Genomic DNA, 26,401 nt, shown 5'->3' on the forward strand with positions numbered 1-26,401 from the left:
ATGAATACTGATAAAAAATTAATAGTAATTACTGGTGGAGCAGGAGGAATTGGTCAGGCTTGTGCCCGAGCGTTTAAAAATCAACCTTTAGTAATTACAGATTATGCACAAGAAAGTGTTGATAAAACGGTAGCGATATTAGCAAAAGAAGGATTCGATGTTTCTGGAATTGCTTGCGATATCACTGATAAAAATGACGTTGAGAAACTGGTAAATTATGTTTCGGAAAAAGGAACATTTAAAGCATTAGTCCACACGGCTGGAGTAAGCGGAACCGTAAAAGATTTAAACAAAGTTTTTACCATTGATTTGGTTGCAACAGAACTATTAGTAGATGCTTTTTACAAAGTTGCGGATCAAGATTCGGTAGCGGTTTTACTTTCTTCGATGATGGCTCATACGATTCCAGCTAACAAAGAGTATGACGAAGCACTTCAAAACCCACAAGCTGCAGATTCTTTTGCAACGGTAAGCAAATTTGTAAACGGTAGTTCTGATGTAATGTACAATTTCGCCAAACGTGGTGTGATTTTATTAACGCATAAACACGCCGACAAATGGGGCGAAAAAGGAGCAAGAATTGTATCCGTTTCACCCGGTGTTATTGAAACGCCAATGGGATTGAAAGCAGCAGAAGAACATCCAGAACGAATGGAGATGATTAAACAAGCAACGCCTTTAAAACGAAACGGTAAACCGGAAGATGTTGCTGATGTAATCCACTTTTTAGTAAGTGATGCCGCTCGTTTTATAACCAGTACTGATGTTTTAGTAGATGGTGGAGTGATTCACAACATTAAAAAAATGGGCATATAAATTTAAATTGTAAAGTCTGTTTTAAAATGATAAAAACCTTTCAGCTGTTATGTTGGAAGGTTTTTGTTTTTGTAGGATTTTCCAAAAATAGTGAACTGAAAACAGGTATGCATTAGGGAGTGAAGCGGCATCCTTTTTGTTTTTTTCTTTAAAAAATAAAAAGATACAGCGAAAAGCCCGACCCTTGTGGTAATGCCAAAAAAAAGAAAACCCTCACAAATTTGCAAGGGTTTCTATATTTTAATTTCTGAATTCTAATTTCTGAATTTCAGATTAGTATCTCTAATATTCTGCTTAAACGGTCCCGTAACTTCAACACCAATATAAGCTGCTTGATCGTCACGTAAAGTTTCTAACTCAACACCTAATTTAGCTAAGTGCAAAGCTGTTACTTTTTCATCTAAATGCTTTGGTAGCATGTACACTTCATTTTAGTAATTTGAAATGTATGTCCATAATTCAATTTGAGCTAGCGTTTGGTTGTTGAATGAGTTATTTAAATTGGTAAATGAAAATACTATGTAAATTTTAATCTAGTTTTTCGAAAGTATTTAGATAAAATTATTAGCAGTATAAATGTATTGCTACGCTAATTTAAAATTAATTCACTAGTTTTAAAAGTGAAAATTACTTCCATTTTGGAGAAAGATAATTTTTAAGAAATTCACAAAACTTCATGGAGTGGTAAAGTGAATATTATAAACAATTCGATGATATGTTTTAAAAAGAAAAAAAAACCTCAATTTTTACCAATTGAGGTTTTTTAAATCTGATAAATTTAGTAATTAATTAAATTTATTTGAAATGTGAGCAACTATATCTTCATCGCTCATTTTGTTGGTAGTACATTCAGAAGTTTCTACATTCTTATATTGAGGAGTTTCAGCAAGATAATTAATAAATTGTTCTTGAGCTATTCCTGTTCCTGTTACGTGCAATTCGTCAACATTCTGCATGTGAGAAGTGATTTCTTTAAAGAATTTTGTTCTCAAAGTTACTTCGTGATTATTTTCTGTATTTTCACTTGAATTTCTAGGAACGCTGCTGTTTTTTTCGTGACCAAGAACTTTAAATTCACCTTCATTGTTTTCATCTCTACCAATTATTGTAGCATGTTGAGAATCCATCCAAACTCCGAATTGTTTTTTATTATTTTTTGACATTTTATTACTTCTTTAAATTAAAATATAATTGTAAATTTCGACTAAATTCGAACTAATAAATTACAACATTTTATATAATTATTGTATAATCATTATATTTAAAAAACTGAATTTAACTTTTAGGAAAACATAATTAAATAAAAAAACCCCAATTTCTCTCGAAATCGGGGTTTAAATCTAATATCTAAAATCGTTTTTAAACAATCTAAAATCTTTCTAGTATCTGTAGTATTCTGGTTTGTATGGACCTGTAACTTCAACACCAATATAATCAGCTTGGTCTTGACGTAAAGTTTCTAACTCAACACCTAATTTAGCTAAGTGCAAAGCAGCAACTTTTTCATCTAAGTGTTTTGGTAACATATAAACTTCATTTTTGTAATTTGAAATGTTTGTCCATAATTCAATTTGAGCTAACGTTTGGTTAGTAAATGAATTTGACATTACAAAACTTGGATGACCTGTAGCACAACCTAAGTTTACTAAACGACCTTCCGCTAAAAGAATAATATCTGTTCCGTTAATTGTGTATTTATCAACTTGTGGTTTGATTTCGATTTTTGATGCACCATGGTTTTTATTTAACCAAGCCATATCAATTTCGTTATCAAAATGTCCGATGTTACAAACAATTGTTTTGTCTTTCATTTGCTCAAAGTGAGAACCAAGAACGATGTCTTTATTTCCAGTTGTAGTAATGATGATGTCAGCAGTTTTGATAACTGTGTTCAATTGTTTTACTTCGAAACCGTCCATTGCAGCTTGTAAAGCACAAATAGGGTCAATTTCTGTAACAGTTACAATAGAACCAGCACCACGGAAAGAAGCCGCAGTTCCTTTTCCAACGTCACCATATCCACAAACAATTACTCTTTTTCCAGCTAACATAATGTCAGTTGCTCTACGAACTGCATCTACTGCAGATTCTTTACAACCATATTTATTGTCAAATTTAGATTTAGTAACTGAATCATTAACGTTGATAGCTGGCATATGTAAAGTTCCAGCTTTCATTCTTTCGTATAAACGGTGAACTCCAGTTGTAGTTTCTTCTGATAAACCATTGATTCCAGCAATTAATTCCGGGTAACGGTCAAATACCATATTTGTTAAATCTCCACCATCATCTAAGATCATGTTTAGTGGTTTTCTGTCTTCACCAAAGAATAAAGTTTGCTCAATACACCAGTCAAAATCTTCTTCGTTTAATCCTTTCCAAGCATAAACTTGAATTCCAGCAGCAGCAATCGCAGCAGCAGCTTGATCTTGAGTAGAGAAAATATTACAAGATGACCAAGTAACTTCTGCACCTAAAGCAATTAAAGTTTCAATTAAAACAGCCGTTTGAATTGTCATGTGTAAACATCCTGCAATTCTTGCTCCTTTTAACGGTTGACTGTCACCAAATTCTGATCTCAAAGCCATTAATCCTGGCATCTCAGCTTCTGCTAATTCAATTTCTTTTCTACCCCAAGCTGCAAGAGAAATGTCTTTCACTTTAAAAGCTATAAATGGAAATGTTTGTGTACTCATCTATTTTGTATATTTGTATGTTCTTAATTAGGGTGCAAATTTACAAAATTACTTTTTACTTTATCAAGAAATTTGACTAATTTGTGAATTGTTTAATATTCTAATGGTTTGAAATACAATAAAATATAAATGCCTTTCTATAAATCTATACAAATAAACGAAACCACAAATGCACATTTCTGGGAGATAACTGAAGATGTAACTTCGTTATTCAGAGCTGTTTCCTTAAAAGACACTTCGCTTTTTAGGCTGGAATCGATGAAATCGGAAGCGCATCAATGCGGTTTTTTAGCAGTCAGAATGTTGTTGCAACATTTGGGTTATACTGATTTTGATTTATCATACGATGAAGTTGGTAAACCGCATTTAATCGACGGAAAACACATCTCTATTTCGCATTCGCACGAATTTTCTGCAATCTGTATCAGTGATGTAATTATCGGAATTGATCTGGAAAAATTAAAAGAGAAAACACTCAAAATTGCACCGCGATTTATGGATGTAAATCATCTTGAAGGTCTTGAGGTTTCAGAACAAATAGAAAAGGCAACGGTGATCTGGGGAGTAAAAGAATCTATTTTTAAAATTAAGAATGAAAAAGGAATTAGTTTTCCAGAGCATATATCTGAACGTACATTTGATTTAAAAGATGGGATTTGTACCGCTGAGCTAAGATTTAATAACCAATTAGAAACGTTTTCCATTCAGTTTTATCCCGTAGAAGCGTATATCTTTGTGTGCGCAATTCCAAATTAATGACGATTTACGAAAACATACTTCAGGCAAAAGCAAAAAACGAAAAGCTGTTGGCAATTTTAATCGACCCGGAAAAGGTAACGGTTGAAGATGCTATTGTTTTGGCTGAAAAAATTAAAAGTTCGCCCGCAACGCATGTTTTTGTGGGAGGAAGTACTTTTAGCGGTTCGCATTTGAATGAATTGATTGCCATTTTAAAGAAGAAAACTAACTTGCCAACATTAATTTTCCCTGGTCATCCGTATCAGATTTCAGATGAAGCAGATGGAATTTTATTTTTAAGTTTGCTTTCTGGGAGAAATCCAGATTATTTGATTGAACACCAAATTAATTCGGTACGTCTTTTAGAACAAACGAATTTGGAAGTAATTCCAACAGCTTATTTGTTAATTGATGGCGGAAAAGAAACGACTGTTCAAAATGTAAGTCAAACACGTGCAATTGCTTATAATGACATTGAATTAGCCTACATTACTGCAAAAGCTGGTGTCTTCTTAGGAATGAAATTAATTTATTTAGAAGCCGGCAGTGGCGCAACCAAAAACGTTTCTGCAGAAATGACTAAATATATAACAGAAAACTGCGAAATTCCCGTTATTGTAGGCGGAGGAATTCGCTCCATGAAAACAATACAAGAAGTTTATAATTCAGGAGCTGATTTAATAGTCATAGGAACAGCTTTTGAAAACGATTCTGATTTCTTTAATTTATAAAATAATTATGTTCGAATTTTTATTTTCACAGTACAGTGAATATGATACAATTGATATTGCGTTAGAAATAGTTGCTGTTTTATTTGGATTAGCCAGTGTGCTTTTTGCCAAGAAAAACAACATTGCTGTTTATCCAACAGGAATTATTAGCACAATTATTTTTGTTTATTTGTTGAATAAATGGGGATTAGTAGGGGATATGATGATTAACATCTATTATACATCCATGAGTTTTTACGGTTGGTATTTATGGTCCCGAAAATCGGATGATAAACCGGAATTACCTATTACAAGCGTAACCTCAAAAGAAATCTATTATGGTATTTTATTATTTATACTAACAGTCATTTTTGTTTTAGTAGTTTACAATTATTTTGATAAATTCACACATTGGACTGCTTATGTGGATACGTTTACAACAGGAATTTTCTTTGTTGGAATGTGGCTGATGGCAAAAAGAAAATTAGAAAACTGGATCCTATGGATAATAGGAGACATAGTTTCAATACCTTTGTATTTTTACAGAGGATACACGTTTACAAGTATTCAATATGCGATTTTTACTATAATTGCAGTTTATGGTTATATGGAATGGAAGAAGAATTTAAACAAATAGCAACTGATATTATAAAGATTGCAATGTACGGACCAGAAAGCACAGGTAAAACAACGCTTTCTACACAATTAGCCACACATTATAATGACGGATGGATTCCTGAATTTGCTCGCGATTTTCTACAAGAGAAATGGGACAAAGACAAAGAAATCTGTACCGAAGAAGATCTGATTGCTATTGCTATAGGTCAGACTAAAATAGAAAATGAAGCAGTTTTAAAAGCAAATAAGTTTTTGTTTTGCGATACAAACTTATTGGTTACAAAAGTGTTTTCAGATATTTTCTACCACAGATGTGATGCTAGATTAGAGGAAGCAGCGAAAGAACATGAATATGATTTGATTTTCCTTACTTATATTGATGTGCCGTGGGAAGCAGATGATTTACGTGATAGTCCAGATGATAGAGAAAAGACTTTTAAAATCTTTGAAAAAGCAATAGTAAAAAACGGAAATCCTTATATAAAAATAGAAGGCAATAAAGAAGTGCGTTTTAAAAAAGCAGTTCAAGTAATTGACGAACTATTAATTGCTAAAGAGCTAGGTTTTTCTACAGCTGATTTTGTTGCGATTTACAACAAGGGTATTTCGATGGCAACAATTCAGAAACAAATGACTTTTTTTAAAGAAGGGTTTCCCAAAATAAATTTGGTACGTTCGGCTATAAAAAAGGACGGAATTAGCGTTTACAGTGAAGAAGAAGTTCAGAGATTCATTACTTCTTTTGACGATAATAAAGAGAAACATGCAATTGAAAAATTCGTTCCAGCTTCAGGTGCTGCAACGCGTATGTTCCAGTTTTTATTGGAGTTTATCAAGGAGTTCGATGTGGAGAACGACACTTTGAATGCGTATATCAATCGAAAAAAATGTGCTCATTTATCAGTTTTTCTAGTGGGATTAAAGAGTTTTCCTTTTTATCAAGAATTGAAACAAAAAACGATTGGAATATATCCGGATTACTTTACTAAAGAAAAAGAAGTTAGAAGTTATTTTTTAATCAAAACATTACTTTCAAACCAGTATTTTGACTTTGCGAATAAGCCAAAAGGCATTTTGCCATTTCATCAAAAAGAAGATGAAGTACTTTCTCCGATTGAAGAGCATATAAAAGAAGCAGTGTTTTACGAAATCCCAAATCAAAAAACAAAAATTCATTTTACAGTTTCTCCCGAACACCAAAGTGCGTTTGAAGAAATAACGAAGAAACACGAGGCTATTGAAGTTTCGTTTTCTTATCAAAAAGAAGAAACTGATACTTTGGCGGTTACTGTTGAAAATAAGCCTTTTCGAGATGCTACTGATTCGTTAGTATTTAGACCCGGAGGCCATGGCGCTTTAATTGCAAATTTGAATGCGCTTTCTTCAGATATTGTTTTCATTAAAAATATTGATAATGTGTCTCAAAATCACATTTCAGACATTGTAAAATACAAAAAGTTACTTGGTGGAATTTTGTTCCAGTTGCAACAACAGATTTTCGGATTTTTAAAAGACCTGCAACAAGATTCAGTTACCGATGAAAAAATAGCAACAATAAAAGAATTTGCGCAAAAGCAATTGCATTTGGTTTTCCCTAATGATTTTGAAATGTATAAAAAGACATTTCAAATTACGTATTTGTTCAATGAATTAAACCGACCAGTTCGTATTTGTGGAATGGTCAGAAATGAAGGCGAACCTGGTGGTGGTCCTTTTTGGGTAAAGAATGAAGAGGGCAAAGTTTCACTTCAAATTGTTGAAACTTCACAAATTGATTTAACCAACAAAAAACAAGCACAAATTGTGAGTGATGCTACGCATTTTAATCCAGTTGATTTGGTTTGTGGTTTAAAAAATCACAAAGGCGAAAAGTTTAATTTGACGCAATTTGTGGATCAAAACACTGGTTTTATTGTTTCAAAAAACACGGAAGGTCAGCTGTATAAAGCTTATGAATTACCAGGTTTATGGAATGGTGCTATGGCAAAATGGCTAACTGTTTTTGTAGAAGTTCCAGTTATTACATTTAACCCGGTTAAAACGATTAACGATTTGCTAAAACCGGCGCATCAACCTGAAAACAATGGATAAAGCAATTTTACTTTCGGAACTAAAGTTCAAAGCTGTTAGAAGCAGTGGCGCAGGCGGACAAAATGTAAATAAAGTGTCTTCAAAAGTCGTGTTGTCTTTTGATTTAGCTAATTCTTTGGGCTTGACCCAAGAGGAAAAAGAGTTGCTACAAATTAAAATTGCGAATAAACTTACTCAAGAGTATGTCTTAATCGTTACAAGCGAGGAAGATAGAAGTCAGTTTAAGAATAAGGGAATTGCCATTAAAAAGTTTCTAACAATTATTGAAAATGGTTTAAAAGTCCCGAAAGAACGAAAAGAAGTCAAAGTTTCAAGAAGAGCGAAGGAGAAACGACTCAATGCTAAAAAAGTAATGAGCGTTTTGAAACAGAATCGAAAAAAGCCTAACTTTTAATTGGCTGTTTGATAAAACCGAACTTTAAATTTTGACATTGCAATTGTCATAGATATTAACGTACTTTGCAGCGTCTCAAAGGGGTGCTCTAAATAACGAGCTGAGATCATACCCATAGAACCTAGAACAGATAATGCTGTTTAGGGAATTGAAAAATAATAGTATTGTGCTGAACTAGTTTCAGGATTTTACTGTTGTTAGCGTATCAAATTTAATTTTAACAAAGAGTAATTACCCCTTTTATTCGTATTTATTTTACGGATGAAAACTTTATTCACAATTCAAGGCTACAAAGCCACAAGAAGTAGCGCGTTTTTAAGTCTATTTGTCATTTTTTTAGGTTTCTTTTCTTACGCTCAAGAAACGCCAATTGATTCCCTGAAGATTCATGAACTTAAGGAAGTCACAGTTTCTGCTATTAGAGCAAAAGACAAAAACCCAATTACTTTTACTAATGTTACTAAGGAAGAAATTGCACCGCGTAATTTAGGACAAGATATTACTGTTTTATTAAGTTATGCGCCGTCAGTGGTAACTACGACTGATGCTGGAAACGGCGTGGGTTATACCTATATGAGAGTTCGTGGTTCCGATGGTTCTAGAATTAACGTAACATTAAACGGAATTCCATTTAACGACAGTGAAAGTCAAGGTACATTTTTTGTGAATTTACCAGATTTTGCTTCCTCATTAGAAAGTGTTCAGTTGCAAAGAGGTGTTGGTGCTTCAACAAACGGAGCAGGAGCATTTGGTGCAAGTTTGAACATGCAAACCAAATCGTATCAAGAAAAATCGTTTGCTGAAGTGTCTAATTCTTTCGGAAGTTTTAATACTAGAAAGCACACCTTGTCTTTTGGGACGGGATTGCACAATAACTTCGAGATAAATGGTAGGGTTTCTAACATTGCATCGGATGGTTATATTGACAGAGCTTCTACGGATATGTTTGGTTATTTTTTCAATGCGAATTATGTACGAGAAACCACGTTAATAAAGGCAATTGCTTTCGGTGGGAAGGAAAAAACCTATCAAGCTTGGAACGGATTGGAAGATCCATATAAGTTGAAAAATGACAGAACCTTCAATTCAGCGGGAATGTACACAGATGAACTCGGAAATATTCAATTTTACAGCAATGAAAACGATAATTATAGTCAAAATCATTTCCAATTGCATTGGTCTGAAAATTGGTCTGAAAATTGGGTTTCAAACATCGCTTTGCATTATACAATGGGAAAAGGATATTTCGAACAATATAAAGAAGATCAAAAATTTTCAAGTTATAATTTGCCTAGTTTTGAAGGAAATGCAAAAACTGATTTAGTGCGAAAAAGATGGTTAGATAATGATTTTTTTGGAACTACATTTTCTTTGAATTATAAAACTCAAGCTACAAGTGTTTTATTCGGTGGTGCAGTAAATCGTTATTTAGGAAAGCATTATGGCGAAGTGGTTTGGACGCAATATTATGTGCCAAATCCAAACAGATATTATGATAATTACGGAAACAAAGACGATATGAATGCTTATATAAAGCTTTCCCAAAATCTAACTTCTAAATTGAATTTATACGTGGATTTGCAATACAGAATGACATTTTATAAAGCAACAAGTGTGAAGTTTGCCGATGTAAATGATACGTTCAAATTTTTCAATCCAAAAGTAGGTTTAAATTATCAATTGGACGATCAGAATTCATTGTATGGTTATGCGGGAATTGCAAATAAAGAACCAAGAAGAGATGATTATGAAAGTGAAGCCAACAAACCGGAACGTTTATATGACTATGAATTGGGTTGGAAATACAACGGTGAAAAAGCGAAAATTTCAGCCAATATGTTTTATATGAACTACGAAGATCAGTTGGTTTTAACCGGAGCATTGAATGATGTTGGTTCGCAAATTTTCACAAATAGTGGTAAAAGTTATCGTTTGGGATTGGAAGTGGAATCAGTAATTGCAATTACAGATAAAATTATTTTGAGTCCGAATGTTACTTTGAGTGAAAATAAGAACCAAGATTTCTATTTCGAAATAGACGGCGTTCTTCGGGATCTAGGGAATACAGATATTGCTTTTTCACCAAGTATAATTTTAGGAAATCGTTTGACCTTTTTACCAATTGAAAACTTCGAATTTTCAATATTATCGAAATATGTAGGCGAACAATTTATGGGGAATATCGATGCGAAATCTTCTAAATTAGATGATTATTTTGTAAACGACTTGAATATTAGCTACGATTGGAAAATCAACAAAGGAATTAAATCTATTGTTTTCTCAGGATTAGTAAATAACGTGTGTGATTTAGAATATGAATCAAACGGATTTTTCTATACTTACGATGACGATTCTTCTGGAAATATTATCACCTATGGAGGAACCGGTTATTATCCACAAGCTGGAATAAATTTCCTTTTAGGAGTAACGCTTAAATTTTAAATTCAATAAAGAATCCTGATGTTATTCATCAGGATTTTTTATTTAGTTATAAACTTTCAGAGAAGATGCATTAAGTTGTTCCACTCGGTATTGTTTCAATCTGTATTCTTTTTCGGGAGCTTGTCCGGTAAAAAGACTGTAAACAGCATCATCGCAAGGGCAAATTGCATTAATGCCACTTAAAGTCATGGTAGAACAGCTGCTTAATGCCTGATTTGGACAAGCGGCATCAAATGCGACATAACCACTTCCGGTATTAAAAACAATAACTCCTCTAATACCAGCGCTTCCATTGTTGATATAAACGGCATTACTTGGAAACTGTAAATTGCTATATTGAGGTAGGGCCAAATTAATATTTAAACTAAAACTATAACTTGGTAAATAAGGATTGTTGTTGCTAAAGTTTTCTTTGTCACAGCCGAAAAACAACGGAATTAGCAACAAGACTAAGTATTTTTTCATAGAATTTTATATAGTAATTGGAAAACAAATTTAATTAATTACTTTTGACATGCATTATAGAATGTCATAAATTAATATTAAAAAATAAATCACTATCTTTGTGAATAGGAATCCCATGCAGTTGGGATTTTTTCTATTTATATAAACGATGAAGTTATGAGTACAGTATCTTATTACACAGCAGAAGGGTTAAAAAAATTAAGAGACGAATTAGACCAACTTAAAAGTATAGAAAGACCAAAAGCCTCTCAGGCCATTGCAGAAGCGCGTGATAAAGGAGATTTATCTGAGAACGCAGAATACGATGCAGCAAAAGAAGCACAAGGATTATTAGAAATGAGAATTTCTAAAATGGAAGAGGTTGTGTCATACGCTCGCTTAATTGATGAGTCTCAATTGGATGTATCTAAAGCATTAGTATTATCTACTGTGAAGATTAAAAACCAAGCTAATGGTATGGAAATGAAATACACATTAGTAGCAGAAAGTGAAGCAGACTTAAAAACAGGAAAAATTTCAGTAACTTCTCCAATCGGGAAAGGGTTGCTTGGAAAATCTGTGGGTGAAGTGGCCGAAATTACGGTGCCAAACGGAACTTTAAAATTTGAAGTATTAGAAATTACAAGAGACTAATTATGTCAAGTATTTTTACTAAAATAATAAACGGAGAAATTCCCTCTTACAAAATAGCCGAAAACGATAAGTTTTTGGCTTTTTTAGATGTGAATCCAAATGCAAAAGGACACACATTGTGTATTCCAAAACAAGAGATTAACAAGATCTTTGACATGGAAGAAGATTTATATTTGGAATTAATGGCTTTTTCTAGAAAAGTTGCAATTGCAATAGAAAAAACAATCGAATGTAAACGAGTAGGAATGGCCGTTGTAGGTTTAGAAGTGCCACACGTTCACGTGCATTTAATTCCCTTACAAGATATGGACGATATGCGTTTTCAAAGAAAAACGAGTTTAACTCCTGAAGAATTTCAAGAAGTAGCTAAAGAAATTGCTTCGAACTTATAATTAAAACACCTTCGGGTGTTTTTTTGTTTACCTCAGTTTATGAAATATATAATTTACTTTTTACTGCTTCCTATTGTCGCTTTTTCACAAGTACAGAACACTTATTTACCTGTTGAAAAGTTGATGAGGTCAATTCCTGAAAAGCAAAACAAATCGGTACAAGATATTGCAAAATACATTCAAGCTAATTTTAAAAGCGAAGAACTGCAAATCAAAGCGGCTTATTTTTATGTGGCAACGAATATTTCTTACGATATTGCGCATAATTTCTCCACTGAATTGCTGAGCAGTGATGAGGATTTTGTTACCAAAGCCTTAACTTCAAAAAAAGGAGTCTGTATTCATTATGCTAAGTTGTTCAAAGCAATTGCAGATGATTTAAAATACCCGTGTGAAATTATTACAGGTTACACCAAACAGAACAATCAAATTGCAAAGCTTTCTCATGCTTGGTGTGCGATTAAGTTTAAAGATAACAATTGGTATATTTTCGACCCAACATGGGATTCGGGATATGTGAATAATGGAAAGTTTACTAGAAATTTAGGTGCGAAATATTACAAACAGCTTCCGGCAGCTAGTCTTAGAACACATATGCCGTTTGATTATTTATGGCAATTTTCCAAAGAACCAATTTCTAATCAAGAATTTTATAATGGAAAAACATTTGAAGGAAAGCCTAAAATGAATTTCAATTATCAGAAGGAAATTGATAAATATTTGAAATTATCGCTTATTGATCAAGCTTTTGAAACTTCGGAACGAATTGAGAAGAATGGAATTCTAAACAATTTAATTCTCGAAGAATATACGTTTAAAAAGAATGTGTTTTCCGTAACGCAACAAAACACGAATATTAAAAAGTTAAATGAAATTGTGGAAGAATATAACGTCGCAATTATACTTTTAAACGATTTTATAATTTACCGAAATAAAGAATTTACACCTTCGTATTCAGACGGAGTTTTATTAGAAATGATAAAAACACCTCAAGAACAGCTTGAAAAAGTTAAGAAAGAAATCTTCGTTTTAGGAACGGTTGGAAAAGAGAATGCGGCGAATTTCATTTCATTAAAAGCTTCAATTGTAGATGCTGAAAAGCAAGCGCAAGAACAAGCTATTTTTGTAAAAGAATATGTTTCTAAAAGTAAAAAAGACCGAAAAAAAATGTTCAGAAAATCAACTTGGTTTGGTATTCCGGTGAAATAATTAAGCTTTTTTAAAACTAATTTGCATCGTTGTTCCTTTTCCTATCTCAGATTGTACAACTTTAATTTTTCCTTTGTGGTACTCCTGCACAATTCTTTTTGTCAAGGATAATCCAAGTCCCCAACCGCGTTTTTTTGTAGTAAATCCGGTTTCAAAAACCCTGCCGAATTGATTTTTAGGAATTCCTTTTCCAGTATCCGAAATTTTGATTTTTACGATATCTTCTACTTCCGAAATTTTGATGGTAAGATTTCCTTTTCCTTTCATGGCATCAATTGCATTTTTTACTAAGTTCTCAATCGTCCAGCTGTGTAATGCCGGATTAATCGCAACTGTAATCGGATGTTGAGGTGCTGAAAAATCAAAAACCACTTGTTTTGAAACGCGAGATTGCAAATAATCAACCGTAGCTTTCGTGTCTTCAATAATATCTCTGGCTTCTAAAATGGGTGCGCTTCCAATTTTTGAGAATCGATCAGTGATGGTTTGCAAACGAGTAATGTCTTTTTCTATTTCTAAAAGTGTACTTTCTTCTACATTTTCCATTTTTAGAATTTCTAACCAGCCGATCAACGAGGATAAAGGAGTTCCAATTTGATGCGCCGTTTCTTTTGCCATTCCGGCCCAAAGTTTATTTTGAGTCGACATTTTTGTAGCCTTATAGAAATTATAAACAACGGCTCCAAATAAAATAATAATAAGGACTAGAGCAATCGGGTAGTATTTTAATTTATTCAAAAGAGGCGAATTCCCGTAATAAACCAATTGATAGGCGTTATCTGACAATTCCATTTTAATCGGCTTGTTGTCGTTTCGTATCGAATTGAAATATTTATTCAATGCAATGCTATCTTTTGTAGTGCTTTCTGCAATATTGTGATAAAATATAATAACATCGTCACTGGTTGTTACTACCATTGGGATTGTGGCGTTGTTTGTTATAATTTCAAAAGGTAAATCAATATCCGTGTCCTCATTAGCATTGGCTAAATTTTGTTGAGCGGATGCCCAAATTTCCATTTTTACACGTTCTTCTGTTTTAAAAATTTGGAAAAAATTATAGGTGTTCCAAAGTATCAAAACTACAATGAAAAAAGATGCTACAATGAGAAACCAACGGGTAGTATTTCGCCTTTCGGAAAATTGCATAAATCAAGATTTGATGTAAAAATACTAAAAACGAATCGATTTGTAAGAGTAAAGATTGTAGATTTTTGGTTTTTGAGCTGTTGGTAAGTTTTCAAAATGTTCGAATTAATTTCAGATTCAAATCGTAAATTTGTTGTTGAAAATGCAATTGATTTTTGAATTTGTAATTGCAGTTGAAAATCTTCTTGTTATCTTTGTAAAAAATAATTCCGTATGTTAACTATCGACCCGAAAGAAATTGCACCTGCAAAATTACAAGCCTATCTTCAAACTGCTGTAGCTCCTAGACCTATTGCTTTTGCAAGTACAATAGACAGCAACGGAAACCCAAATTTATCGCCGTTTAGTTTTTTTAATGTTTTTAGTTCTAATCCGCCGATTTTGATATTTTCGCCAGCTCGAAGAGTTCGCGACAATACCACAAAACATACGTTGATTAATGCGCAAGACACTAAAGAGGTGGTGATTAACGTGGTTAATTATGACATTGTACAACAAATGTCGTTGTCAAGCACGGAATATCCAGACGGTGTGAATGAGTTTGAAAAAGCCGGATTTACCATGCTAAAATCGGATCTTGTTAAACCGTTTAGAGTAGCTGAAAGTCCAGTCCAATTTGAATGTAAGATTAAAGAAATAATTGCTTTAGGCGATCAAGGAGGAGCAGGGAATCTAGTAATTTGTGAAGTAGTTAAAATTCACATTCACGAAGCTGTTTTAGATGAATCAGGAATGATTGACCAACGTAAAATTGATTTGGTTGCCCGAATGGGAGGAAATTGGTACAGTCGTTCAAATGCCGGAATGTTTGAAGTTGAAAAACCCTTAACTACTTTAGGAATAGGAGTAGATAGTATTCCAGATTTTATCAAAGAAAGTTCATTTTTCACTGGAAATGATTTAGGAAAATTAGGCAACATAGAAAATATCCCTACCGAAGAAGAAATTAGTATATTTGTAAACGAAAATTTTGAAGTCAAAGGAGTTTTGTCTTCAGATGATTCTGACACAATATTTCAAAAAGCAAAAGAGTATGTAGATAATGGAAAAGCAATTGACGCTTGGAAATTATTATTAGCAAAAAAAATAAATTAGTAGAATTATGGAAGTTTTAGGAAAAGTAAAAGTTATTAATCCGGAGCAACAAGTTAGTGCTTCGTTTAAAAAAAGAGAACTTGTTGTAACGACTGAAGAGCAATATCCTCAGCACATTATGATTGAGTTTACACAAGACAAAACCGATTTATTAAACCAGTATAACGTTGGCGAACAAGTAAAAGTTTCGATCAATATTAGAGGTAGAGAATGGGTTAGTCCACAAGGTGAAACAAAATATTTCAACTCTATTCAAGGTTGGAGAATTGAAAAAATGCAAGCAGAAGCGCCATCGGCAGCACAAATGCCTCCAATGCCAGCTTCAGAAGCTTTTGAACCTGCAACTAATTTCAAAGAAGAAGAGCACGACGATTTACCTTTCTAATCGAAGATTAAAAAGTAAATTACAATAGAAAAGTTCCAAATTCCAAAATGTCTTTCAAATGATATTTATTGGAATTTGGATTTTTTTGTTTTTTAATTTGAAGACATTATTTGTTAGTGCTATTATTTTTGAACTTGCCAATGAACATGTATTATTTATCGAAAGAATTATATTTCCCAGCTGTTGAAACTTCTTCTCCTGAAGGAATTGTGGCGGTTGGTGGCGATTTATCTCCAGAGCGATTGCTTCTGGCTTATAATTCGGGCATATTTCCTTGGTTTGAAGATGACGAGCCTATTTTATGGTGGAGTCCTCCAGAGCGAATGGTATTGTTCTTCGAAGATTTAAAGATTTCGAAAAGTATGCGCAACCTCATCTTGAAGCAAAAGTATAAAGTTACATTTAATACTGCTTTTAGAGAAGTAGTTTTGAACTGTAAAAAAATAGCCAGAAATGATCAGGCCGGCACATGGATTACCGATAATATGGTAGAAGCTTATTGCAAATTACACGAATTAGGTACTGCAAAAAGTGTAGAAGTGTGGGAAAATGACGAATTAGTTGGAGGACTTTATGGTATTGATTTAGGTCATATTTTCTGCGGAGAAAGTATGTTTTCTAAAGTGTCGAATGCTAGTAAAATTGCTTTTATCGCGTTAGCAAAACAATTGGAATTTGCCAACTATAAATTGTTAGATTGCCAAGTTTATAATCCACATTTAGAAAGTTTAGGTTGTGTGGAAATTGAACGAGAAGATTTTCTTGAAATTTTAAAACTATGATAGTTAATGCTTTGTAATCTATAATTTATTCTTCTGTTTTTTTGGCACACTTGTTGAAAATCCTACTTTAAGAACCAATAAATTAAGATTTTTATGAATTTAGCCTATCTAAATAGATTTCTAACAAAAGCGAGTTTAACATTTACTCTTTTATTTTTATTTACCCTTCAAGGAATTGCTCAAAAAGTAACGGTTAATATTAATGTCAACTCACGTCCCCAAGTGTATGAAAAACATTATGAAGTATATGAAGAACCGGGCTATTTCTATTATCCTGAAATAGAATCCTATTACGATGTTGGCTCGTCTGTTTACATTTATTTCGAAGCAGGAAATTGGATAAGATCAAGACATTTACCTAGATATTACAGTAATTATGATGTTTCTCGAGGCTATAGAGTAGTTATCTATTATCACGGAAGAGATCCTTATCACGACTTTCATTCGCACAAGAAAAGATATAAATGCAAAAAATATGATTCGTGTTGTGAGCGAAATTACAACCATAAATGTTACAAGAAGAAGTATAAAAGACATCACGATGACGATGATGACGACGATGATGATGATTAATAATAAGTTTTGAGTTAGTTATATAAAAAAGGAATTGTTATTGAAACAATTCCTTTTTTATTAGAATTTCAATTTTATAAAACTCCACTCGAGTGTGTTGAAAACTATAAATTCATTTGTTAAACAAGGTAATCCAGTAATTATTTTCAAAGTTTCATGTGCCATCATTGTTCCAATAATACCTGGTAATGTTCCAAGTACACCATTCAAACTGCAATTTGGCACATCTTCAGGATTTGGCGCTTCGGGAAATAGATCACGTAGATTTTTACTTCCTTTGTAATTGAAAACACTAATTTGACCTTCAAACTTCAAGATACTGCCATAAACTAACGGTTTGTGTAACTTCACGCAAGTGTCATTTACTAAATAACGTGTGGTGAAATTGTCGCATCCATCCACGATAATATCAAATGATTTTAGAATTCCCTCACAATTCTCCGCAGTAATTTTCTGTTCAAATGCTAAGTGCTTTAAATGTGGATTTAGCTTTTGTAACTTATCAATAGCAGTAGTAACTTTTGGTTGTTCAAGATCATTTTCTGTATATAGAATTTGCCGATGTAAGTTCGACAATTCAATATGATCATAATCTACAACGCCTATTGTTCCCACGCCAGATGCTGTTAAATATTGCAATATAGGACAACTTAGACCGCCAGCGCCAATAACTAAGACTTTTGCATTTCTGATTTTTTCTTGACCATTGGTACCGATTTCTGCTAACTGCATTGGTTTCGTGTAACGTAAGTAATCTTGAATTGTAAGCATTTCTTAAATTTATAGGCGGTGATTATAACTTTTATCCCAATCTTTCCAAACAGGTTCGTATCCTTTTTGACGAATTATCGTGGAGATTTCTAAAGCTGAGCGATCATCATTGGTTTCAAATTGTTCTAAAGATTGTTTGTCAACGCTATAACCTCCCGGATTTGTTTTTGAACCAGCGCTCATCGTCGTAGTTCCCAATGGAATAATATTGTCTCTAAATTTTTCATTTTCACGAGTTGAAATAGAAATTTCTAAATCGGGATTCCAGATGCGATACGCACAAATTAATTGCGTTAAATCTTTGTCGTCCATTACGAAATTTGGTTCTATAATTCCTTCTGCAGGCCGAAGTCTTGGAAAAGAAACGGAATACTTAGTTTGCCAGTAGGTTGTCTGAAGATAGTTCAGATGTAAAGCATTAAAGAAACTGTCTGTTCTCCAATATTCTAAACCCAGCAATACACCCAAGCCAATTTTATGAATTCCGGCTTTACCAATTCGATCGGGTGTTTCAAGCCTAAAATCAAAATTCGATTTTTTGCCTTTTGGATGATATTTTTTATATACTGCTTCGTTATAAGTTTCCTGATATACTAAAACCGTATGGACACCTGCATTATGCAATGCCACATATTCTTCTTCGCTAAGTGGTTGTACTTCTACTGAAATAGTAGCAAATTGTTTTTGAATTAATTCAATTGCATTTAAAAAGTAATTTATATTCACGGTATAATTTGCTTCGCCTGTAACCAACAAAACATGATCAAAACCTGCTTCTTTCAGCACTAAAACCTCTTCTTTTATTTCACTATCCGTCAATGTTTTTCGTTTAATTTTGTTGTCTAAACTAAAACCGCAATAAGTACAAATATTCTGGCATTCGTTACTCAAATACATGGGAGCATACATTTGGATGGTTTTTCCAAAACGTTGCTTTGTTAGCAAATGACTTTTTTGTGCCATTTCTTCCAAATAGTTTTTTGCAGCGGGAGAAATGAAATTAATAAAATCATCAAGATTACATTTCGTTTTCCTAAGACTTTTTTCGACGTCTTCTGCAGTTGCGCTTAAAATCCGTTCCTCGATTACATTCCAATTGTATTTTACGAATAGCTCTTTAAAGGTGTTCATGTGGTGAATTTTTTATAAACTAGTTATTTAAAAATGCCGTTAAAGGACTAGATGCTTGAGCGGTATTTGAAACAGATCCCAATTGAGCTTCGAATGCTTTTCTACCGGCGATAACTGCTTGCTTGAAAGCTTCTGCCATTAATTTTGGATTTTGTGCTACTGCAATTGCTGTATTTACAAGAACTGCATCGGCACCAATTTCCATAGCTTTTGCGGCATCAGAAGGAGCGCCAATTCCCGCATCAATAATAACAGGAACTTTACTTTGTTCAATTATAATTTCTAAAAAATCGATTGTTTTTAATCCTTTATTACTTCCAATGGGTGAGCCCAATGGCATAACTGCAGCCGCTCCGGCATTTTCTAATAACTTGCACAAAACAGGATCAGCATGAATGTAAGGCAGGATAACAAAACCAAGTTTAGCTAATTCTTCAGTAGCTTTTAATGTTTCGATTGGGTTTGGTAATAAGTATTTTGGATCGGGATGGATTTCTAGTTTTAAGAAATTTGTTCCAAAAGCTTCTCGCGCTAATTGTGCTGCAAAAATGGCTTCTCTTGCATTTCGAGCACCAGAAGTATTTGGCAATAAGTTAATATGAGCATGTTTTAAATGAGCAAGAATGGAATCAGTTTGTGTTTCTAAATCAATGCGTTTTAGAGCTACGGTAACTAATTCACTTCCAGAGGCTAAAACTGCTTCTTCCATTTGTAAATTAGAACCGAACTTCCCTGTTCCTAAAAATAAGCGAGAAGTAAATACCTTATCTGAAATTTTAAATGTTGACATATAATTTTTCTTTGATTGTTGTTGTAATTTTTGGTTGGTGGGTAAGTAGGCCAGAAACGGCAATACCATAAATATCTGTGTCTAGTAACAATTCAATAGCTGCTAAGTCAATACCACCAATTGCAATAATAGGAATCTTAATTTGGTGTTGTTCCATTTGATTTAGAATGTTTTTGTAACCTTCTAACCCTAAAATTGGACTTAAGTTTTCTTTAGTTTTTGTGAAGCGAAATGGACCAAGACCTATATAATCGCAGTTTTCAGTTGCTCGTTGTTTTACATGTTCGAATGTATTTGCTGTTCCTCCAATAATTTTTTGCGTTCCAAGAATAGCCCGAGCATCTTTAATTTGCATGTCACTTAAACCTAAATGAACACCATCTGCGTTTAATTGATAGGCTAAATCAACTTTGTCGTTAATTATAAAAGTAGCTTCAAATTGTTCACAAAGCTGTTTTGTTTTTTCAGCAACATTGTGAAGTGCCTTAGTATTACCGTTTTTAAAACGCAATTGAATCCAATTGCAACCGTTATCTAGTATTTTCTGAATGTTATACAATTGTTCTTCAACCGTATTTCCTTGTGATATATAATGTAGTTTACTAATCATGATGATAACCTAAAAGGGTGGTGTTAGAAGTGAGAAATTTTTCAATGTAGATTTTAGAAATTTTACAGGCTGTAACGATATCAAAACCTAAAGCAATATTTGCAGTGATTGAAGCTGCTAGAACACATCCCGAACCATGTTTACTGCCCGAAATCTTAGTTATAGGCGAAAATGTTATAATTTGGTCGGCTATAAAAAGAGAATCTGTTCCCAATGCGCTCATATTATGACCGCCTTTTAAAAGAACTGCACAAAACTTAGAAAAGGATTTAGCATTATTTTCAGCAGATTGGTTTGAATCACCTAAACGTAAAATTTCATAGTAGTTTGGCGTAATTAAATCGATTTGCTTTAAGATAGTGTGAAGTTTAGTTTGATTTTCAACAGTTAAAAAATTAAATTCTGTACTGGATTTTAATACCGTATCCCAAATAATCTTTGTACTAGGTGCTATATTCTTAATTGTAGCTACTATTGTTTCCAAATATTCCAAAGAAGGAATAATGCCAATTTTTACAGCTTTTATTTCGTATTTGTTAAAAAGCGTTTCAATGGATTCTGTCACAAATGCAATAGAAACCCATTCCATTCTGACGAAATTACTATCCGTTTGAATAGTGTTTCCGGTTATAATTGCTAAACCATACACCAGATGTTGTTCAAATGTTTTAATATCTGCTAAAACCCCAGCGCCACCAGAAGGATCAAAACCAGCGATAGTTAAAGTGAAAGGACGATTGTTTGACATTTTTTAAAATTTTCTAAGGGATTTGTACTGTTCCAGATGGTTCCGAGTAAAGCTACAGCATCAAATTGTAGTAAAGTTTTTTGAATGTTTTCAGCTGAAATACCGCCTAAGGCAATAAGTTTGATCTGCGTATTGTTTCTGTTTTTAATCGTTTCAAATACATTTTTTATAGGCATATAATTTTCTTTTGATAGACTTGGATAAACGGGACTCAAAAACGCATAATCAAACAGATTACTTAAATCATTAAAAGCTTCAATTGAATGAACCGATGTTGATAAAATCATGTCTCCTTTTTGACAATATTCGGGAATAGCAATCCTTGCTTTTTCTGTAAAATGAAGCCTTTTTATGTTGAATTCAATTGCCAAAATATGATGTTGGTGCAATACTATTTTCGAATGATATTTGGAATCTATTTTAGAAATAAAAGCCTTTAATTCGATTGCTGTACTAGTTGGTTTTCGAATATGTAACAAAACCAATCCTTCTTCAAATAATTGTTGGATTATCTGATGTTCATTAACTACTGAAGAAGGATTGGTGATGACTATCATTATGAATATAATTCTTTTCCGTTTTCTATGAATTCTTCGGACATTGCTTTCATTCCTTCTTCGGCTGCGACTGAATCTCTAATTTCTTGTGAAATCTTCATAGAGCAGAATTTTGGTCCACACATGGAGCAAAAATGAGCTACTTTAGCACCATCTGCTGGAAGCGTTTCATCATGAAATTCTCGAGCTGTAACTGGGTCGAGTGATAAATTAAATTGGTCTTCCCATCGGAATTCAAATCGAGCTTTACTCAAGGCATTGTCTCTGTATTGCGCTCCGAGATGTCCTTTAGCTAAGTCAGCAGCATGTGCAGCAATTTTATAAGTAATTACACCATCTTTTACGTCTTTTTTATTGGGTAATCCCAAATGCTCTTTTGGTGTTACGTAGCATAACATTGCGCAACCGTACCAACCAATCATTGCCGCTCCAATTGCAGATGTAATGTGATCATAACCAGGTGCAATATCTGTCGTTAATGGGCCTAATGTGTAAAATGGCGCTTCTGAACAATGTTCTAATTGCTTTTCCATGTTTTCTTTAATCATATGCATTGGCACGTGACCAGGTCCTTCAATAAATACTTGTACATCATGCTTCCAAGCAATTTTTGTTAATTGTCCTAATGTTTCGAGTTCAGCAAATTGTGCTGCGTCATTAGCATCCGCAATAGAACCAGGACGTAAACCATCGCCAAGAGAAAAAGCAACATCATATTGCTTCATGATTTCGCAAATCTCTTCAAAATGGGTATATAAGAAATTTTCTTTATGATGAAATAAACACCATTTTGCCATAATTGATCCACCGCGCGAAACAATTCCTGTTACTCTATTGGCCGTTAAGTGAATGTATCTCAAAAGGACACCTGCATGAATCGTGAAATAGGAAACTCCTTGTTCAGCTTGCTCAATAAGTGTGTCTCTAAAAACTTCCCAAGTTAAATCTTCTGCAACTCCTTTTACTTTTTCTAACGCCTGATATATTGGTACTGTTCCTATTGGCACGGGTGAATTACGAATAATCCATTCTCTAGTTTCATGAATGTTTTTACCAGTGGATAAATCCATGATAGTGTCAGCTCCCCATCTGCAAGCCCAAACCGCTTTTTCTACTTCTTCTTCAATGCTAGAAGTCACGGCGCTGTTTCCAATGTTTGCATTGATTTTTACTAAAAAGTTACGTCCTACAATCATCGGTTCACTTTCTGGATGATTGATGTTATTTGGAATAATGGCACGACCAGCAGCAACTTCACTACGTACAAATTCAGCAGTAATTTTACTTTTAGGTGTGTTTGCTCCAAAACTTTCACCTTGGTGTTGGCACTGCATTGCCTTCGTTTGTTGTTCTAGTAACTCAATGCGTTGGTTTTCGCGGATGGCAATATATTCCATTTCAGGAGTGATAATTCCTTGCTTGGCATAGTATAATTGGGAAACGTTAGCCCCTTTTTTAGCACGCATTGGCTTATGTAAATATTCAAAACGCAAATGGTCTAATTCACTATTTACTAAACGTTCTTTGCCGTAATTAGAAGAAATTCCGTCTAATTCTTCTACATCACCACGCTCTAAAATCCATTGTTCACGTATGCGTGGCAATCCTTTTTTAACATCAATTTCAATAGTAGGATCGGTGTAAGGTCCGGAAGTATCATAAACTGTAACTGGTGGATTTTTTTCTATTCCTCCTCTGGCTAATTTGGTGTCGGATAATATAATTTCACGCATTGCTACTTTAATGGGATGAATTTCTCCGTCGATATACACTTTTCTAGAATTTGGAAAAGGTTCTCTTGAAATCTGTTCTTCGTTTGTCATAATTATGTTTTAAATGTTGTTTTAAAATTTAATAACTAAATGCAATAATCAGAATTGTTGATGCTTGTTTTTAGCCGCCTTGAGTAGCGGTAATAATTAAAATTTCATCGGAAGAAGAAAGTGTAAAAGTTATCCATTGACTTTTAGGAACCACGGTTTGGTTCACAGCAATAGCAATTCCATTTTGTTTTGCGGGAAGTTCGAAATCGATAAGTTCTTGGATTGTAAGTGATTTACAATCAAAAGTTTTGTGTTGGTTGTTGATTTTTAATTCCATTCCTCTTACTGAATTTAGTATATAGTTATACTTTAGGAATGGCTACAATTGTACATGGATGTACAAAGAAGTCATCTTACTTTTCCCTACGCTAGTATGAACTAGATCAGGTTCAGAGGGTAAAATCTCAGCCTGTAAAATTACAGACACCCCTAAAGTGAAGAGCAAATGTAGTGCTTTTTGTTTTGGAAAAACAAGTAATTTCTTTTAAATGCTTAGTTTTTGTTTATTTTTGGTAAAGTCCTTACATATAAATCTTCTACTTTTTTTCTCGCCCAATCTGTCTTTCTCAAAAAAGTTAAGCTCGATTTTACAGATGCATTTTCTTTAAAACATTTGATGTTAATCAATTCGGCAAGCGTGTCAAAGCCATAGAAACTAACTAGTTGTTCTACGATGAATTGTAGGGTTTTTCCGTGAAGTGGGTCGTTACTCATATTTTTATTTTCTTGTAAAACATTCCGTTATATGATCATTTACCATTCCTGTAGCTTGCATGTGCGCATACATTACGGTCGATCCTGTAAATTTAAAACCTCGTTTTTTTAAATCCTTGCTCAATGCATCTGAAATTGGTGTTGTAGCTGGAACTTCCGTTAAAGATTTGAATTTGTTGTCGATGGGTTTACTTTCAACGAAACCCCAAATGTATTTTGAAAAGCTTCCAAATTCTTCTTGAACTTTTATAAAAGCTTGTGCGTTTGAAACTGTGGCTCTAATTTTTAATTTGTTTCGTATAATTCCCTGATTTTCAATTAAAGAGGCTATTTTTTCTTCGGAATAATTTGCTATTTTTTTATAGTCAAACTGATCAAATGCTTGTCTGAAATTTTCTCTTTTTGCTAAAATTGTGTACCAACTTAATCCAGCTTGAAATGTTTCTAAAATTAGAAATTCGAAAATAGTGGCATCGTCATAAACAGGTTTTCCCCATTCATTGTCGTGATAATTTCGATATAAATCATCTTTTTCGCACCAAGCACATCTTACTTTAGTTTCCATTTTTACTTATCTTTTTCGATCGATTTAAGAATGAAATCTAGGGAAGGATTCTCTTCATTAACGTATTGTTCAAATGTAGGGATTATTTCGTGATGTGGAATAACACCTCTGCCAAAAGGAAGTTTAGGCGCAACATTCATCACAAATTGTAAAGCTGGAATGTTAACTTCTATTTTTGAGTTTGGGAGAATAAGTTCTTGCGTGTAACCACTAGTATTTCCATAATAACCTCCGCCGGTTTCTTCGCCCACAAAGGTTGCAAGATCATTGGTGTAAACCATGTTGCTAAATTCACTGCCACCAGAATAGGTGAGTGGACTAATAATTACATAGACTTTGCCACTAAAAGCATTTTTTGGTTTTTTCTTGAAAGCTTTCAGACCATATCCGATCCATTCTCTACGTTCGAAGGATCCATCTTTCATTTTTTTATTTACAAAAGTGCGTTCTAGAAAGCCAAAAGTTTTTAATTCGATTGGTTTATCAACACCGTTATCTAGAATTGCGTTTTGAGTTTTTGCTCTTACGGTTTTGTACTTTTGATAATTTTCTCCCAAATAAGAATATAGTAAGCTCTCATTTCCTTCTGTGCCGCCACTATTTTCGCTAACGTCAATAATTATATTTTTAATTTTATTAGTTGCAATGGATTCAAAACTATTTACTAAGAAATTCTCGATATTCTTTTCTTTGGACCCCTCTTTTATGTCAGGATTCGAAAAAGAGTGAACCCCTAAATATGCTGTTTCGCTAGTTATGATTTTAAATTCGAGTAAGTCTTTCTTTGCTTTTCTCTCCTTTATAGCTTGTTTGTTTTTAACGTTTTTCCTTATTTCAGCAAGTTGAAGTGAGTCAATAAGTATCGGCTTTTCTATTTCTTTAAATTTCAGAGTAAAATTTTTGACATTGCCGTAATAATAAAAATAATAAAGCGATAAACTAAAATTGCTTAAATCTGTAAATTTGCTGGTTTTTATGTAGCCATCAGCTGTAAGAAATCCTGCTAATTTTTTAGCGATCTCAATTGGTTTTTCTCCATTTATTGATTCAATTTCCTTGCCTTCTAATACGATGTTTTCAAGATTAGATCCATCCAAAATACAATATAATTGTTCCTTTAAAAACACGATAGTTATAGGGAGAAATGAAGCTTTATCAATTATCGTCTTTTTTATGTTTTCAGGAAGTGAAATATTGGTATGGCCTTCTCTGGACAAAGCAACTAAGGGAGCTATCAGTTTGTAGTATTCCGGAATGCTTAAATCTTTATTGATTTTTTTCTTAACTTCTTTAAAAGCATTATCTACACTGTCTTTTGGCGTGTACCAATACATTCCAGAATGAAATTTATCTAATCCTTGATGCAGAATTTCTAAATCATTTAGCGCTTGTTCTGGTGTAATTATTGGGAAATCTCCATAATCTTGACCAAAAGAAAAGTTAAGCAGTAATAGAGAAATGATGATTGCTAACAAAGATTTTTTTTTCATTACTGTTTGAATTT

30 protein-coding genes, 1 pseudogene and 1 riboswitch are annotated in these 26,401 nt (G+C 33.3%); of the genes and pseudogenes, 15 read left to right on the forward strand and 16 right to left on the reverse strand.

Features of this window, described 5'->3' with window-relative positions:
- Complete coding sequence (locus ACFSX9_RS09165) at nucleotides 1-816, forward strand: SDR family oxidoreductase (RefSeq protein ID WP_379806863.1); 816 nt, start codon at nucleotides 1-3, stop codon at nucleotides 814-816.
- A 254-nt stretch (nucleotides 817-1,070) separates the two neighbouring features.
- On the opposite strand, the pseudogene ACFSX9_RS09170 reads toward ACFSX9_RS09165, so the two are convergent.
- From ACFSX9_RS09170 to ahcY, 3 genes and pseudogenes are all read right to left on the reverse strand, one after another.
- Nucleotides 1,071-1,316: pseudogene (locus ACFSX9_RS09170) on the reverse strand (adenosylhomocysteinase); the annotation flags it as partial.
- A gap of 285 nt (nucleotides 1,317-1,601) precedes the next feature.
- Complete coding sequence (locus ACFSX9_RS09175; RefSeq protein WP_379806865.1) at nucleotides 1,602-1,979, reverse strand: hypothetical protein; 378 nt, start codon at nucleotides 1,977-1,979, stop codon at nucleotides 1,602-1,604.
- Nucleotides 1,980-2,195: 216 nt separating this feature from the next.
- Nucleotides 2,196-3,512, reverse strand: coding sequence for an adenosylhomocysteinase (ahcY, locus tag ACFSX9_RS09180; protein WP_379806867.1), 1,317 nt, complete (start codon nucleotides 3,510-3,512; stop codon nucleotides 2,196-2,198).
- 129 nt (nucleotides 3,513-3,641) lie between these two features.
- On the opposite strand from ahcY, the gene ACFSX9_RS09185 reads away from it, so the two are divergent.
- From ACFSX9_RS09185 to ACFSX9_RS09210, 6 genes are all read left to right on the forward strand, one after another.
- The gene (locus ACFSX9_RS09185; protein ID WP_379806869.1) at nucleotides 3,642-4,268 is read left to right on the forward strand and encodes a 4'-phosphopantetheinyl transferase family protein; all 627 of its coding nucleotides are present in this window, start codon (nucleotides 3,642-3,644) and stop codon (nucleotides 4,266-4,268) included.
- Nucleotides 4,268-4,981, forward strand: a complete 714-nt coding sequence (locus tag ACFSX9_RS09190) for a geranylgeranylglyceryl/heptaprenylglyceryl phosphate synthase (protein WP_379806871.1) — start codon at nucleotides 4,268-4,270, stop codon at nucleotides 4,979-4,981. Before ACFSX9_RS09185 ends, ACFSX9_RS09190 begins: the two co-directional genes overlap by 1 nt.
- Before the next feature lie 7 nt (nucleotides 4,982-4,988).
- A complete protein-coding gene (pnuC, locus tag ACFSX9_RS09195) occupies nucleotides 4,989-5,597 on the forward strand; it encodes a nicotinamide riboside transporter PnuC (RefSeq protein WP_379806873.1) in 609 nt (202 codons plus the stop codon).
- Nucleotides 5,573-7,669: a DUF4301 family protein gene (locus tag ACFSX9_RS09200; RefSeq protein ID WP_379806875.1), complete on the forward strand. Its 2,097-nt coding sequence runs from the start codon at nucleotides 5,573-5,575 to the stop codon at nucleotides 7,667-7,669. Before pnuC ends, ACFSX9_RS09200 begins: the two co-directional genes overlap by 25 nt.
- Nucleotides 7,662-8,063, forward strand: a complete 402-nt coding sequence (gene arfB / locus ACFSX9_RS09205) for an alternative ribosome rescue aminoacyl-tRNA hydrolase ArfB (protein WP_379806877.1) — start codon at nucleotides 7,662-7,664, stop codon at nucleotides 8,061-8,063. The genes ACFSX9_RS09200 and arfB overlap by 8 nt, the downstream gene beginning before the upstream one ends.
- A gap of 261 nt (nucleotides 8,064-8,324) precedes the next feature.
- On the forward strand, nucleotides 8,325-10,505 hold the full coding sequence (locus ACFSX9_RS09210; RefSeq protein ID WP_379806879.1) for a TonB-dependent receptor: 2,181 nt from the start codon (nucleotides 8,325-8,327) through the stop codon (nucleotides 10,503-10,505).
- Nucleotides 10,506-10,547: 42 nt separating this feature from the next.
- Here the strand turns inward: ACFSX9_RS09210 and ACFSX9_RS09215 are convergent, their stop codons facing one another.
- Nucleotides 10,548-10,970, reverse strand: a complete 423-nt coding sequence (locus tag ACFSX9_RS09215) for a Rieske (2Fe-2S) protein (protein WP_379806881.1) — start codon at nucleotides 10,968-10,970, stop codon at nucleotides 10,548-10,550.
- Between the two features lie 156 nt (nucleotides 10,971-11,126).
- On the opposite strand from ACFSX9_RS09215, the gene greA reads away from it, so the two are divergent.
- The 3 genes from greA to ACFSX9_RS09230 are packed head-to-tail and all read left to right on the forward strand — an operon-like array spanning nucleotide 11,127 to nucleotide 13,204.
- Nucleotides 11,127-11,603, forward strand: coding sequence for a transcription elongation factor GreA (greA, locus tag ACFSX9_RS09220; protein WP_379806883.1), 477 nt, complete (start codon nucleotides 11,127-11,129; stop codon nucleotides 11,601-11,603).
- Nucleotides 11,604-11,605: 2 nt separating this feature from the next.
- On the forward strand, nucleotides 11,606-11,995 hold the full coding sequence (locus ACFSX9_RS09225; RefSeq protein ID WP_379806885.1) for an HIT family protein: 390 nt from the start codon (nucleotides 11,606-11,608) through the stop codon (nucleotides 11,993-11,995).
- A 39-nt stretch (nucleotides 11,996-12,034) separates the two neighbouring features.
- Entirely contained in the window at nucleotides 12,035-13,204 is a 1,170-nt protein-coding gene (locus tag ACFSX9_RS09230; RefSeq protein WP_379806887.1) for a transglutaminase domain-containing protein, read from the forward strand.
- On the opposite strand, the gene ACFSX9_RS09235 is transcribed toward ACFSX9_RS09230, so the two are convergent.
- On the reverse strand, nucleotides 13,205-14,224 hold the full coding sequence (locus tag ACFSX9_RS09235; protein WP_379806889.1) for a sensor histidine kinase: 1,020 nt from the start codon (nucleotides 14,222-14,224) through the stop codon (nucleotides 13,205-13,207). It abuts the gene before it with no gap.
- A 27-nt stretch (nucleotides 14,225-14,251) separates the two neighbouring features.
- Here ACFSX9_RS09235 and ACFSX9_RS09240 point away from each other — a divergent pair, with 27 nt between their 5' ends.
- The 5 genes from ACFSX9_RS09240 to ACFSX9_RS09260 all read left to right on the forward strand — a co-directional run bounded on the left by ACFSX9_RS09240 (nucleotide 14,252) and on the right by ACFSX9_RS09260 (nucleotide 17,188).
- Nucleotides 14,252-14,440, forward strand: a complete 189-nt coding sequence (locus ACFSX9_RS09240; RefSeq protein ID WP_379806891.1) for a hypothetical protein — start codon at nucleotides 14,252-14,254, stop codon at nucleotides 14,438-14,440.
- 126 nt (nucleotides 14,441-14,566) lie between these two features.
- Entirely contained in the window at nucleotides 14,567-15,448 is an 882-nt protein-coding gene (locus ACFSX9_RS09245; protein WP_379806893.1) for a flavin reductase family protein, read from the forward strand.
- Between the two features lie 7 nt (nucleotides 15,449-15,455).
- Entirely contained in the window at nucleotides 15,456-15,833 is a 378-nt protein-coding gene (locus ACFSX9_RS09250) for a DUF3127 domain-containing protein (RefSeq protein ID WP_379806895.1), read from the forward strand.
- Between the two features lie 146 nt (nucleotides 15,834-15,979).
- Nucleotides 15,980-16,615 (forward strand): leucyl/phenylalanyl-tRNA--protein transferase, encoded by a 636-nt coding sequence (aat, locus tag ACFSX9_RS09255; RefSeq protein ID WP_379807081.1) that lies wholly within the window; start codon nucleotides 15,980-15,982, stop codon nucleotides 16,613-16,615.
- 93 nt (nucleotides 16,616-16,708) lie between these two features.
- A complete protein-coding gene (locus ACFSX9_RS09260; RefSeq protein ID WP_379806897.1) occupies nucleotides 16,709-17,188 on the forward strand; it encodes a hypothetical protein in 480 nt (159 codons plus the stop codon).
- Nucleotides 17,189-17,248: 60 nt separating this feature from the next.
- Here the strand turns inward: ACFSX9_RS09260 and ACFSX9_RS09265 are convergent, their stop codons facing one another.
- The 11 genes from ACFSX9_RS09265 to ACFSX9_RS09315 form a co-directional block, all read right to left on the reverse strand.
- A complete protein-coding gene (locus ACFSX9_RS09265) occupies nucleotides 17,249-17,959 on the reverse strand; it encodes a HesA/MoeB/ThiF family protein (RefSeq protein WP_379806899.1) in 711 nt (236 codons plus the stop codon).
- Nucleotides 17,960-17,968: 9 nt separating this feature from the next.
- A complete protein-coding gene (gene thiH / locus ACFSX9_RS09270) occupies nucleotides 17,969-19,090 on the reverse strand; it encodes a 2-iminoacetate synthase ThiH (RefSeq protein ID WP_379806901.1) in 1,122 nt (373 codons plus the stop codon).
- 19 nt (nucleotides 19,091-19,109) lie between these two features.
- Nucleotides 19,110-19,880, reverse strand: coding sequence for a thiazole synthase (locus tag ACFSX9_RS09275; protein WP_379806903.1), 771 nt, complete (start codon nucleotides 19,878-19,880; stop codon nucleotides 19,110-19,112).
- Nucleotides 19,867-20,490, reverse strand: coding sequence for a thiamine phosphate synthase (locus ACFSX9_RS09280; protein ID WP_379806905.1), 624 nt, complete (start codon nucleotides 20,488-20,490; stop codon nucleotides 19,867-19,869). Before ACFSX9_RS09280 ends, ACFSX9_RS09275 begins: the two co-directional genes overlap by 14 nt.
- A complete protein-coding gene (locus tag ACFSX9_RS09285) occupies nucleotides 20,483-21,238 on the reverse strand; it encodes a hydroxymethylpyrimidine/phosphomethylpyrimidine kinase (RefSeq protein WP_379806907.1) in 756 nt (251 codons plus the stop codon). Before ACFSX9_RS09285 ends, ACFSX9_RS09280 begins: the two co-directional genes overlap by 8 nt.
- The gene (locus ACFSX9_RS09290) at nucleotides 21,211-21,795 is read right to left on the reverse strand and encodes a thiamine phosphate synthase (protein ID WP_379806909.1); all 585 of its coding nucleotides are present in this window, start codon (nucleotides 21,793-21,795) and stop codon (nucleotides 21,211-21,213) included. Before ACFSX9_RS09290 ends, ACFSX9_RS09285 begins: the two co-directional genes overlap by 28 nt.
- The gene (gene thiC, locus ACFSX9_RS09295) at nucleotides 21,795-23,618 is read right to left on the reverse strand and encodes a phosphomethylpyrimidine synthase ThiC (protein ID WP_379806911.1); all 1,824 of its coding nucleotides are present in this window, start codon (nucleotides 23,616-23,618) and stop codon (nucleotides 21,795-21,797) included. The genes ACFSX9_RS09290 and thiC overlap by 1 nt, the downstream gene beginning before the upstream one ends.
- A 70-nt stretch (nucleotides 23,619-23,688) precedes the next feature.
- Nucleotides 23,689-23,895 carry a sulfur carrier protein ThiS gene (thiS, locus tag ACFSX9_RS09300; protein ID WP_379806913.1) on the reverse strand — a complete coding sequence of 69 codons (207 nt, stop codon included), beginning with the start codon at nucleotides 23,893-23,895 and terminating at the stop codon, nucleotides 23,689-23,691.
- Nucleotides 23,896-23,961: 66 nt separating this feature from the next.
- A riboswitch (TPP riboswitch) is annotated at nucleotides 23,962-24,059 on the reverse strand.
- A 51-nt stretch (nucleotides 24,060-24,110) separates the two neighbouring features.
- Entirely contained in the window at nucleotides 24,111-24,332 is a 222-nt protein-coding gene (locus ACFSX9_RS09305) for a VF530 family protein (protein WP_379806915.1), read from the reverse strand.
- 4 nt (nucleotides 24,333-24,336) lie between these two features.
- The gene (locus ACFSX9_RS09310; RefSeq protein ID WP_379806917.1) at nucleotides 24,337-24,897 is read right to left on the reverse strand and encodes a DNA-3-methyladenine glycosylase I; all 561 of its coding nucleotides are present in this window, start codon (nucleotides 24,895-24,897) and stop codon (nucleotides 24,337-24,339) included.
- Between the two features lie 2 nt (nucleotides 24,898-24,899).
- Nucleotides 24,900-26,387, reverse strand: a complete 1,488-nt coding sequence (locus tag ACFSX9_RS09315) for a S41 family peptidase (RefSeq protein ID WP_379806919.1) — start codon at nucleotides 26,385-26,387, stop codon at nucleotides 24,900-24,902.
- Nucleotides 26,388-26,401: the final 14 nt, after the last annotated feature.

It is taken from the genome of Flavobacterium ardleyense (assembly GCF_042686085.1).
In the GTDB taxonomy this organism is placed as follows: Bacteria; Bacteroidota; Bacteroidia; order Flavobacteriales; family Flavobacteriaceae; genus Flavobacterium; species Flavobacterium ardleyense.